This window comes from Acetoanaerobium sticklandii (assembly GCF_000196455.1).
GTDB lineage: Bacteria > Bacillota > Clostridia > Peptostreptococcales > Filifactoraceae > Acetoanaerobium > Acetoanaerobium sticklandii.
Map to the genome: position 1 here is coordinate 1,705,141 of NC_014614.1, position 11,532 is coordinate 1,716,672.

Annotated in this window: 12 protein-coding genes; all 12 read right to left on the reverse strand. The window is 31.6% G+C overall.

Annotation, left to right across the window (positions count from 1 at the left end):
* Positions 1–54: 54 nt before the first annotated feature.
* The 12 genes from trmD to efp all read right to left on the reverse strand — a co-directional run bounded on the left by trmD (position 55) and on the right by efp (position 11,415).
* Positions 55–810 (reverse strand): tRNA (guanosine(37)-N1)-methyltransferase TrmD, encoded by a 756-nt coding sequence (trmD, locus tag CLOST_RS08005; RefSeq protein ID WP_013361789.1) that lies wholly within the window; start codon positions 808–810, stop codon positions 55–57.
* Entirely contained in the window at positions 810–1,316 is a 507-nt protein-coding gene (rimM, locus tag CLOST_RS08010; RefSeq protein ID WP_013361790.1) for a ribosome maturation factor RimM, read from the reverse strand. The genes trmD and rimM overlap by 1 nt, the downstream gene beginning before the upstream one ends.
* Before the next feature lie 154 nt (positions 1,317–1,470).
* Positions 1,471–1,701 (reverse strand): KH domain-containing protein, encoded by a 231-nt coding sequence (locus CLOST_RS08015; protein WP_013361791.1) that lies wholly within the window; start codon positions 1,699–1,701, stop codon positions 1,471–1,473.
* A 39-nt stretch (positions 1,702–1,740) separates the two neighbouring features.
* A complete protein-coding gene (rpsP, locus tag CLOST_RS08020; RefSeq protein WP_013361792.1) occupies positions 1,741–1,983 on the reverse strand; it encodes a 30S ribosomal protein S16 in 243 nt (80 codons plus the stop codon).
* Between the two features lie 26 nt (positions 1,984–2,009).
* Entirely contained in the window at positions 2,010–3,356 is a 1,347-nt protein-coding gene (ffh, locus tag CLOST_RS08025; protein WP_013361793.1) for a signal recognition particle protein, read from the reverse strand.
* On the reverse strand, positions 3,353–3,718 hold the full coding sequence (gene ylxM, locus CLOST_RS08030; RefSeq protein WP_013361794.1) for a YlxM family DNA-binding protein: 366 nt from the start codon (positions 3,716–3,718) through the stop codon (positions 3,353–3,355). The genes ffh and ylxM overlap by 4 nt, the downstream gene beginning before the upstream one ends.
* 82 nt (positions 3,719–3,800) lie before the next feature.
* Entirely contained in the window at positions 3,801–5,042 is a 1,242-nt protein-coding gene (gene ftsY, locus CLOST_RS08035; RefSeq protein ID WP_013361795.1) for a signal recognition particle-docking protein FtsY, read from the reverse strand.
* A gap of 15 nt (positions 5,043–5,057) precedes the next feature.
* Positions 5,058–8,591 (reverse strand): chromosome segregation protein SMC, encoded by a 3,534-nt coding sequence (smc, locus tag CLOST_RS08040; RefSeq protein ID WP_013361796.1) that lies wholly within the window; start codon positions 8,589–8,591, stop codon positions 5,058–5,060.
* A gap of 15 nt (positions 8,592–8,606) precedes the next feature.
* Positions 8,607–9,665, reverse strand: coding sequence for an elongator complex protein 3 (locus CLOST_RS08045; RefSeq protein WP_013361797.1), 1,059 nt, complete (start codon positions 9,663–9,665; stop codon positions 8,607–8,609).
* A gap of 2 nt (positions 9,666–9,667) precedes the next feature.
* The gene (gene rnc / locus CLOST_RS08050) at positions 9,668–10,357 is read right to left on the reverse strand and encodes a ribonuclease III (protein ID WP_013361798.1); all 690 of its coding nucleotides are present in this window, start codon (positions 10,355–10,357) and stop codon (positions 9,668–9,670) included.
* 101 nt (positions 10,358–10,458) lie between these two features.
* A complete protein-coding gene (locus CLOST_RS08055; protein ID WP_013361799.1) occupies positions 10,459–10,836 on the reverse strand; it encodes a CD1247 N-terminal domain-containing protein in 378 nt (125 codons plus the stop codon).
* Positions 10,837–10,857: 21 nt separating this feature from the next.
* Positions 10,858–11,415 carry an elongation factor P gene (gene efp / locus CLOST_RS08060; protein ID WP_013361800.1) on the reverse strand — a complete coding sequence of 186 codons (558 nt, stop codon included), beginning with the start codon at positions 11,413–11,415 and terminating at the stop codon, positions 10,858–10,860.
* Between the last annotated feature and the right edge of the window lie 117 nt (positions 11,416–11,532).

The window sequence follows — 11,532 nt, forward strand, 5'->3', positions numbered from 1 at the left end:
TTCACCAGAGGAACGTTCGTATTTATAACCTATAAAATTATATCTTAATACTATCTATTTGTCAATAACATTGTGTTTTTTAAGTAATTTTTTATCTTCCTTAGACAGAGCTTCATAGTCAAACAAATCAGGTCTTAGCTTCATAGTTAATTTTATAGATTCTAACTTTCTCCAAGATTCAATATTTTTATGATGACCTGATAACAGAACCTTAGGCACTTCCTTTTCCATAAAAACTTCAGGCCTAGTGTAATGAGGATATTCTAGCAATCCATTTGTAAATGATTCTTCATCCAAGGATTCTTCGTGTCCTAAAACCCCCTTAACATGCCTTGATATACTATCTATAAGTATAAGAGCCGGTAGCTCCCCTCCTGTTAAAACATAGTCTCCAATAGATATTTCTTCATCCACAATCAAATCAATAACTCTTTGATCTACTCCTTCATAATGACCACAAAGCAATATCAAGCTTTCTTCTTTTGCAAGAGCTATTGCCATGTCATTATTAAATACTTTTCCTTTAGGAGTAAGGTAGATAACTTTAGGCTTCTTATCTTGCTTCAAAGATTCATCTAAATCATCAACTACAGCATTATAACAGCTTACTATAGGCTGAGGAGTCATAACCATTCCTGCTCCCCCGCCATATGGATAGTCATCTACTTTTTTATGTTTGCTTTCTGAGTAATCTCTTATATTCCAAGTCTTATATTCTATGTTACCTTTTTCTTCAGCTTTTTTCATAATACTTTCACTCATATATGCTTCAATAATTTGAGGAAATAAGGTCATAATATGAAATTTCATTACTCAATCATTCCTTCAATAGGATCTATTATAATCTTCTTATTATCAATATCAATAACTGGAACAAATTTCTTAATCGCAGGAACAAGGTAGGTTTTTCCATTTTCTGATTTTATGGAGTAGACATCATTAGCACTATACTGAAGTACATCTTCTAATACACCTATATATTTTTCACTTACATCATAAACCTTGCATCCTATTAAGTCAGCTATAAGATGTTCATCTTCGTCCAGTTTTCTTGCATTATCTCTATCTATAAATAAATAGTTGTTTCTATTTTTTTCTGCATCATCAATAGTCAAAATATTACTCAGTTTCAATATAACCATATTTTTGCTTATCTTCACATTTTCAACTGATATTTTTTCATCGCTATTTTCCATGTATAAATATTGTATTTCTTTAAATCTCTCTGGGTAATCCGTATATGGATATACTTTTACCTCTCCTTTTAATCCATGAGTATTTACTATTTTTCCTATTCTCAATTTATTAGATTTCAAGTTTTCACCTCATAACTTTATTGATACTACAAATCATAAACATCGCAATACCAAAAAATAAAATAATGGCTCTGATTTATAAAAGCAATCAGAATTTATTATATTTCTTGAAAATCTTGTAAAAAAAGCAAAGGATTAGAGAAGTCTCTAATCCTTACTGAATAATTTCTACAACTACTCTTTTGCTTTCTTTAACGGCTGCAGCTTTGACAACAGTTCTAATCGCTTTTGCAATTCTCCCTTGCTTGCCAATAACCTTGCCCATATCTTCAGAGGCTACTTTCAATTCGACTACTATCGAATATTCAGTATGTTTTTCATTAACTGAAACCTCATCGGGATGGTCAACTAGGGATCTCGCAATAAATGCTACTAATTCTCCCATATTCATTCCCTCCTACTGATATAAAAACTTGGCTACAGATTACTCCATGATTCCATTCTTTTTGAAAAGTGTTCTTACAGTTTCAGTAGGTTGTGCACCAGTTGATAACCATTTTGCAGCTTTTTCATTATCTATCTTAACCACCTTAGGTTCTGAAACTGGATTGTAGTAACCTATTTCCTCGATAAATCTACCATCTCTTGGAGAACGAGAATCAGATACAACTATTCTGTAGAAAGGTTTCTTATGAGAACCCATTCTTCTTAATCTAATCTTTACCATTTTTTCACCTCCTTAAAAGTGTATATCTATAATCCTGGAAAAGGAAATTTCATTTTTCCTTTTTTCATAGATTTGCTCATATTAGTAAATTGCTTCATCATTTTCTTTGACTCTTCAAACTGCTTTAACAGCCTATTAACTTGACTTACATGAGTACCACTACCCATTGCAATACGTTTTTTTCTACTTGCATTAATAATACTTGGATTTTGTCTTTCTTTTTTTGTCATAGATTGAATTATTGCCTCAATCTTCACAAGTTCCTTATCGTCTATATCTACATCTTTTAGTTGTTTCATCTGCGACATGCCAGGAATCATTTCCAAAAGATTTTTTAAAGGTCCCATTTTTTTAATCTGCTGCATTTGATCTAAGAAATCATCAAATGTAAAATCAGCAGACTTCATCTTAGCTTGCATCTCTTTTGCTTTATCTTCATCAAAAGCACTTTGAGCTTTTTCGATAAGGCTCATTACATCGCCCATACCCAGAATTCTAGATGCCATACGGTCTGGATAGAATTGTTCTAAATCCTCGAGTTTTTCTCCAACCGCAGCATATTTGATAGGTTTCTTAGTTATTGCCTTAATAGATAAAGCCGCTCCACCTCTTGTGTCACCGTCTAGTTTAGTAAGTATAACTCCGTCTATACCCAGCGTTTGGTCAAAGGATTCAGCAATATTTACAGCATCTTGACCTGTCATCGAGTCTACTACAAGCATAATTTCGTGAGGCTTAATAGATGACTTAATATTTTTGAGCTCATCCATAAGGTTTTCGTCTATGTGAAGTCTACCTGCCGTATCTATAATAACAATATCATAACCTAAAGTTTTAGCTTTTTCGTATCCTTTAGTTGCTATTTCAACAGGGTTCGTATTACCCTCTTCAGAGTAAAATATTGCTCCTGCACCACTTGCTACTATTTCTAGCTGCTTTATAGCCGCTGGTCTATAAACGTCACAAGCCACAAGCATTGGTTGCTTACCTTGTTTTTTTAGATTAAGAGCTAGTTTACCTGCAGTACTCGTCTTACCTGCCCCTTGAAGACCTACTAGCATAATAACAGTAGGAGGCTTTGAGGATATATTGATTTTACTTTGAACTCCTCCCATAAGCTCTGAGAGTTCTTCATTTACAATCTTAATAACCTGTTGTCCCGGCGTAAGACTTTCCATAACTTCCGAGCCAATAGAGCGTTCCTTAACTTTTTTTATGAAATCCTTAACCACTTTATAGTGTACGTCTGCTTCTAATAATGCTAACTTCACTTCTCTCATTGCAAGGTCTACATCTTTCTCAGTAAGCTTCCCTTTACCTTTGAGATTTTTTAAAGTACTTTGAAGTTTTTCAGCAAGATTTTCAAATATCATTCTGATAACTCCTTGCAATAATCTATTAATTCATTAATCTTAGTTAACATTTTCACTTCATCTTTAGACATTATACTTGTCTTAAGATTTTCTAAACCATTTATAAGATTTTTAAAATCATGCTTTTTCTGTAAAATTAAATCATTAAATTTCAGCTGTTCTTCATATTGATATAAAAGTTTTTCTGATCGTTTAATGGTGTCATATATGGCCTGACGTGATATTTCTAAGTTCTCACTGATTTCGCTCAGCGACAAATCTTCATTATAATATTGCTCCATTACATCTTTTTGTTTCTTTGTTAGAAGATTCCCATATAAATCTAACAATTGGGCAATTTCTACGATTTTTTTTAGTTCCATATTTTCACCCCTGTAAAGGTTATCAACTTTACACTAATGTAGTTTATCTCACCAACGATTAAAAGTCAAGCTATTTTTGATACTAATTCGAACTGAAAAGAGCTTTTGCAAACTCCTTTGCATTAAAATCTTGTAAATCTTCAATTTTTTCTCCAACCCCTATTAGTTTAATAGGAAGCTGTTGCTCAGATTTTATAGATAATACAACTCCACCCTTAGCTGTTCCATCGAGCTTTGTCAAAATTATACCTGTAAGCGGAGCAGCCTCTTTAAATATTTTCACTTGATTAATGGCATTTTGACCAGTTGTAGCATCTATAACGAGAAGAACTTCCTTCGTCGCCTCTGGGTACTCTCTATCAATTATTCTAAATATTTTTGCTAGTTCTTGCATCAAGTTCTTTTTGTTGTGAAGTCTTCCAGCTGTGTCGCAAATCAGTACATCAGTATTTCTGGCTTTTGCACCACTTATGGCATCAAAAATTACAGCTGAAGGATCTGACCCTTCCTGATGCTTTATAAGCTCCACTCCTGCCCTGTCTGCCCATACTTCAAGTTGCTCTGCTGCTGCCGCTCTAAATGTATCTCCTGCAGCTAAAAGTACACTTTTACCTTCAGATTTCAGCCTCATTGCTATTTTGCCTATTGAAGTTGTTTTTCCTACTCCATTTACTCCTACTATTACTAAAATAGCTGGCTTAGGTTCTAATTTCAAGTTGCTGTCATCCCCAGATAAAATTTCTTCTACTATTAATTTAAGCTCTTCTCTTACATCTTTGACATCCTGAATAGATTTTTTCTTTACATTTTTTCTTAGCATATCAACGATTTTCAATGTAGTTTCAAAGCCTACATCACCAGTAATGAGTATTTCCTCTATTTCCTCATAAAGTTCTTCATCTATCTCTATATGACCTTTGAAAAGCTCATCTAGTTTACCTGTTAAATTTTGAGTGGTTTTACTTAAGCCTTCTTTAAGCTTTGCAAAAAAGCCAAGATTCTTTTGAGGCTGTTCTTCATCCTCATCCATATCAGACTCAGCTTGACTTAAGCTTAATTCCTCTATTTCATCAGCTTCAACATTATCATTTAAAGTAGTTTCTTCTATATTTTCTTCTATATTTTCTTCTACGCTTTTTTCTACTATGCTTTCTTCCTCAATCACTTCTTTATCATCTTCATTCATATCATTAGCATTTATATCTTCATCCGTCTTTGCGTTCTCCAAATTTTCCTCTTCAGCTTTTAAGTCATCTTTCTCAACTATCTCTTCATTTGTGTTATCATTTTTTTTATTTAGACTGTTCCAAAATTTCTTTAACATCTAATGTCCTCCTAATTAATTTTCAATATATTCTTTCGCTTCTTCAAGCTTAAGGCTGATTATTTTTGAAACTCCTTTGTCTTGCATAGTTACACCATAAATATATTCAGAAGCCTCCATAGTCCCTCTTCTATGAGTTATAGTAATGAATTGTGTCTGCTTTGATAAAATATTTAATAAAGTAATAAACCTTATTATATTCGCATCATCAAGTGGCGCATCAATTTCATCTAAAACGCAAAAAGGAACGGGTTTTCTCATAAGTATAGAAAATAATATTGCAATAGCTGATAGAGCTTTTTCTCCTCCAGATAAAACCGAGATAGATTTTACTTTTTTCCCTGGTGGCTGGACGTTTATATCAATATCAGAAGCCAGCATATTGGATTTGTCAGTTAAAATTAGCTTTCCACTTCCTCCTCCAAATAGTATTTTGAATACCTCGTCAAACTTTGAATTAATCTCACAAAAGCTTTTTTCAAATTCCACTACCATATTTTGCTCTAGGTTTATAATTATCTGATTAATTTGCTTTATAGAATCCTCTAAATCTTCTTTTTGCTCCTTATAAAAATCATATCTCTCTTTAATTACATTATACTGCTCTATTGCATCTACATTTATATTTCCAAGATCTTGAATAGATTTTTTCAGGTTATCTATTTTAGTTTTAGAAGTGTCTATGGTGTCATCTAGAAGCTTTATTGCATCATCTAGCTCCATACTATAATCATCTCTAATTTTTTCAATTATAGAGTTCTTTTGAAAATCTATTTTTGCTTTATCCGAATCCAGCTTTGAGATTTTAGCTTGTAAACTTATTAAATCCTTTTCCAAATTCCTATAGTCTTCTCTTTTTTGAACTAATGCTTTTTTCACAGTATCTTCTTGATTACTGCATACATATATCTTATCTTTTACTATAATAATCTGCTCTGATAACTTATTTACTTCCTCATCTAAAGAAGCATTATCATCTATCATTTGGTTTTTCAGTTTCTCATTAAAAGCGATTTCACTTTCTAAATCATTTAAAAGCTTAGAATTTTTTTCAATTAAACTATTAAGAGAATTTAATTCTCTCTGCTTAGAATTTAAAAGCTCATTTAGCCTGACATTTTCCATATCCAAATTTCTAAGCTCGCTATCCTCGTCGGAAAACACTTTAGAAATACTATTCTTCTTATTGATTAAATCATTTGTAAGAAGCTTAAGACTATTTAGAGTTTTTTCATATTCTTCAACTTCATTTTTTTCTCTATTATATGTAATTTTAGCATCCTCTAGCGACTTGCTAATTAAAGCAGAATCGCTTATGGAGTTTTTTGATTTGCTTTCTAAATGCTCCATCTGGATTACGTGAGTTTTATGATTCTGAAGTAAATCCATCTTTACATCTGATTTATTTTTAAATTCTTTTTCTTTATTACTTAATTCTACTAATAAATCCTCATTTACTACAAGTAATTCCTTAATTTCAAGCTCTATATCATATTTTTTTAATTCTAAACCTTTTAGCATTTCTTCTAATTCAGAAATTTGCTTTCTTCTAGTAAAAATGCTATTAGATGTGAAAATACTTCCTCCTGTTATAGAGCCTCCTGCATTAAAAATATCTCCATCTTTGGTAACTATCCTAAATGAATTTTTATATTTTTTAGATATCTCAAGCGCCTTATCAATATCCTCTACTATCACTGTTCTTCCAAGCAAATAAGCTGTTATATCCTTGTAATCATCATTGTATTCAATTGCATCTAGAGCAATAATACCATCATCAGAATACGATAATACCTTTCCCGAGATTGAATCTATCGGAAGAAAAGTTACTCTTCCCAATTTTTTTTCTTTAAGAAACTCAATACATTTTTTCGCATCATTTGAAGATTTAATTATGATATTTTGCATTTGACTTCCAAGCGCTGCTTCTAATGCTTTTTCATATCCTGGCTTAACTGTTATTAGATTAGCAACTGCTCCACAGATACCATTTAAATTCCTATTTAAGATTACTTCCTTTACCCCTTTAGATAACCCTTCGTTATCTGCTTCCATTTTTTTTAGTAGTCCGACTTTCGATGAACATTCTGATATATCTATGTTGTTTTTATTATTTTGAGATTTAAGTGCTTCTATTTTATTAGTATTTTCGGTAATCCTTAAAGATAATAATGATTTTTCTTCATCTAATTTCTCAATTTGATTTACAGTTAGCTTAATTTTAGTTTCATTTTCAATTATACTTTTTTGAACTTCTTCAATCTGATTTAAAATATTTTGATGATCATTTTGCCATGAACTCATTTTCTTTTCTAAGTCATTAATATTCTCACTTAAGATTTCATTTCTAGATATTAATCTAGATTGTTCATTCATAAGCTCTAGAATTTTATTTCTATTATTTTCAATTTCTTCATCGTATTTTTTTAGCTCTATCTCTAGAGTTTCATACTTTTCACGTTTATTGCTATGACTATCCTCTAAAACTTTTTTTTGTTTGAGTAAATCGTCATGAGTTTTTTGAATACTATCTAGATTTACTTTATTAGAATTAATTTCAAAAATTATTTTTTCTTTCTGAGAATAGCTTTTCTCAAGATTTTCATCCAAGTTAATTATTTTTTGGCTATCTACATCCTTGTTTCTGACATACTCATTCATTTTTCTTTCCAGCTCAGTATTTTCATTAGAAAGAATTTGTTTATCTTGCTCTAATTCTTTGAGTTTGTTTTCTAATTCATTTAACTCAGTTTCCTCTGATACCAGCTGTTCGCTGAGTTTTGCATTATTTTCATCTGTTTCTAATATTAAGCTATTAATTTTTTCTAAATCTGAATCCATAGAAAAATATGAGCTTAGCAGTCTATTCACATCAGAAGCAAGAAGCTCTTCTTTTAACAATAGATATTTTTCAGCCTTAGTTTTTTGGATTTCTAAAGGCAGGATTTGTTTTTCAACCTCTTTATATACATCATTTATTCTCTCAAGATTTTCATTTGCTACATCTAATTTCTTTTCACTTTCCTCTTTTTTATATCTAAATTTTGTTATTCCTGCAGCTTCTTCCAATATTTTTCTTCTTTGGTTAGAATTTCCATTTACTATTTCATCTATTTTACCTTGGCTTATAATGGAATAGCCTTCTCTTCCAATTCCAGTGTCTAATAAAAGCTCTTTGATATCCTTAAGCCTACATTGCTTGTTATTGAGAAAAAACTGACTTTCTCCAGATTTAAAAGCTTTTCGTTTTATGCTTATCTCACTATAGTCTATATCTATCATTTTATCTTGGTTATCAATAAGCATTGAAACCTCGCAATAGTTCATTTCCTTTCTTTTCTCTGTACCAGAAAAAATAACATCTTCTAATTTATCACCTCTGAGGCTTTTCATACTTTGCTCGCCAAGTACCCATCTTATGGCATCTAATATGTTACTTTTTCCACTCCCATTTGGTCCAACTACAGAGATTAATCCATGAGGAAATAAAATTTCTGTTTTGTCTGGAAATGATTTAAATCCTTTTATTTCCATTTTTTTCAAATACATTCTTTGTCACCTACTTTAAAAATAGATTAGAAAAAGCCTACTATATATGTCACTTATACTTAACTTTGAATTTCCAAAAAGAAACTCATCAATGTTAAGCTCTTTATTTTCCTTTACTCTGACACCTATATTCAGCTTATTATATATATAGCTAATATTTTCTTTTTTATTTCCTACTAATTGAGAAACAAGATGTTTATTCACTTGCACAACAATACTCTCCTGAATTTTATTCTCAATTAAAAAAGCTTCCAAGTAGTCCCTGTATAATCTTGAAAAAACAAGCTCTCCAAAAGCAGGATGAAAAGGTCCAGCAATCACCGACTCATTTTCATTTATTTCCTGAGTTGTCTGAAGTCCTATACGTATTACTTTTATTTTATTTTGGACAAACAAAAGATATATTTTCTTTACAATTTCAATTGATTCTTCTACGCTAATTGGTGAGTATGCACCTTGGAGCATTTGCTCTTCAAGTTTAGTATCCTTAATCACCAACACAGGATAAATTCTAACATAATCTGGTTTAATTTTAATAAATTCACGTGCAGTATAAATAACCTTCTCCTCAGAATCTTTTGGAAGGCCTACCATCATCTGTAGCCCTAAGGTAAAACCATATTGTTGTATTTGGGAAGAAGAACTGTAGACACATAAAGAATCATGCCCTCTTTCGCTGGAAATGAGGACCTGTTCATCTAGAGATTGTACTCCAAGCTCAATTATGCTAACATTATACATTTTTAAAAACTCAAGTTTCTCTTTAGAAATAGCATCAGGTCTTGTGGATATCCTTATATCACAGATTCTAGCATCCATACTTTTATAATAATTTGCTATTTCTAAACATCTTCTTTGAAGTTCAGTATTTATAGCTGTAAAACTTCCTCCAAAAAAAGCTATTTCAATTAGGGTATCGGGTTTTATAGTTTTTAATGAGTCTTCAATATCCGACTTTATCTCTTCAAAATCTATTGATGCACCTTTTCCCGTTATTCTTTTTTGATTACAAAAAACACAATCATTCGGACAGCCTTGATGTGGAATAAATATCGGTATAATTTTCTTTTTCATAATCAATTTTCTTTCTCCATGGCATCTTTTGCAGCTTCTTGCTCTGCTTCTTTCTTACTTTTTCCTATCCCTGTTCCTATGAGCTTTTCTCCTAAAAATACATTCATTTTAAAGGTTTTGTCATGATCTGGCCCTAGCTGATCTACTAACTTATAAATTATATTTTCTTTATTATCCTTTTGAATTAGTTCCTGAAGCTGAGTCTTATAATCTCTCATAATCTTACCTTGAATAGCTTGAGAAATTATATCTCCCATATGCTCAAGTACAAAGTCAGTAGCTTTTCTAAAGCCTCCATCTAAGTAAATTGCAGCTATAAGGGCTTCTGTAGCATCTGCTAATATTGAATCTCTCGTTCTTCCTCCAGTTGACTCTTCACCTTTTCCTAAATATAAATATTCTCCTAGATGTATGGATTTTGCAATATCTTTAAGCGATCTTTCGCATACTATAGCTGCTCTTATTTTCGTCAATTCTCCTTCAGGAAGTTCTTTTTTCAGTCTAAATAAATAGTTACTGATTATAAGTCCTAAAATACTGTCACCTAAAAATTCCAAACGCTCATTATTTCTATTTTTTATTTTTTTATATTCATTAGAATACGAACTATGAGTAAGCGCTTCTTTAAGTAATTTTAAATCCTGGAACTCATAGTTAATTTTTTTTTGAAGTTCATATGATTTACTCTTCATCTCTCGACCTCATTAATATAGACTTTAATTTTAACTTTGAAAAAAGGCTGCAAAGGCAGCCTTTTCTCATACAAGTATGATATTTTGAACACAGACTAAAACTATTCTTCGTCCTTATCATCTTCTGCGTGAATAATCACTTCGTTGCATGCAGGACAAACAATATCTTGAGTTTCGTCATAAAGTAAGTCTTCATCAACCTCTACCTCTTCACCGCATGAAGGGCACTGTAATTGAACAAATTCCAAGCCTTCATCTTCGTATAGTTCATCTTCGATTTCAGATAAATCTTCATCGATTGAATCCACATACTCAGATAACTCTTGTTGCTCCTCATACAGCTCAACTATTGCATCTGCAAACTCATCCAAAGTTTCAATAACAGCAGCTAAAACCTTGCCTTCTTTACTCTCTTTAGACAATTCCATTCCATCACAAAGACCTCTAAGATAAGAAACCTTTTCATATAAATGCTGCATGGGTAGCCTCCTTTTTTCGATTTACACGCGGGATAAATATTCTCCTGAACGTGTATCGATTTTTATTTTATCTCCAATATTTACAAACAGAGGTACTTGGACAATAGCTCCAGTTTCAACAGTAGCAGCTTTTGTAACATTTGTAGCTGTATCACCCTTTACTCCTGGCTCTGTGTCTAGTATCTCAAGTTCGACAAAGTTAGGCGCTTCCACTTGGAAAGCATTTCCTTGATAAAAACGAATTAAAGCTTTATCGTTTTCTTTTAGGAATTTTATTGCTTCTTCAACCTGAGAATAGTTCAATGGAATTTGCTCGTATGTTTCAGCATCCATGAAGTAATATAATTCTCCGTCGTTGTATAGATATTCCATTTCTTTAGTTTCTATTGTAGCCTTTGGAAATTTATCGTTTGGATTAAAAGCTTCTTCTCTTAAAACTCCAGACTTAAGATTTCTATATTTTGTTCTAACAAAAGCTGCACCCTTACCAGGCTTAACATGTTGAAAATCAACAACTAAATACGGTTGTCCATCTATTTCAAAAGTTACTCCCTTTCTAAAATCACTTGCAGAAATCATAAATAAAACCCCTCCATTAATAAATTGTCTACTTCAAATAACAACCGTTACAGTCATCTCTGAACAATATCCATTATATATATTTCGCATATCTACTGTCAAGAATCCTAGTATCCG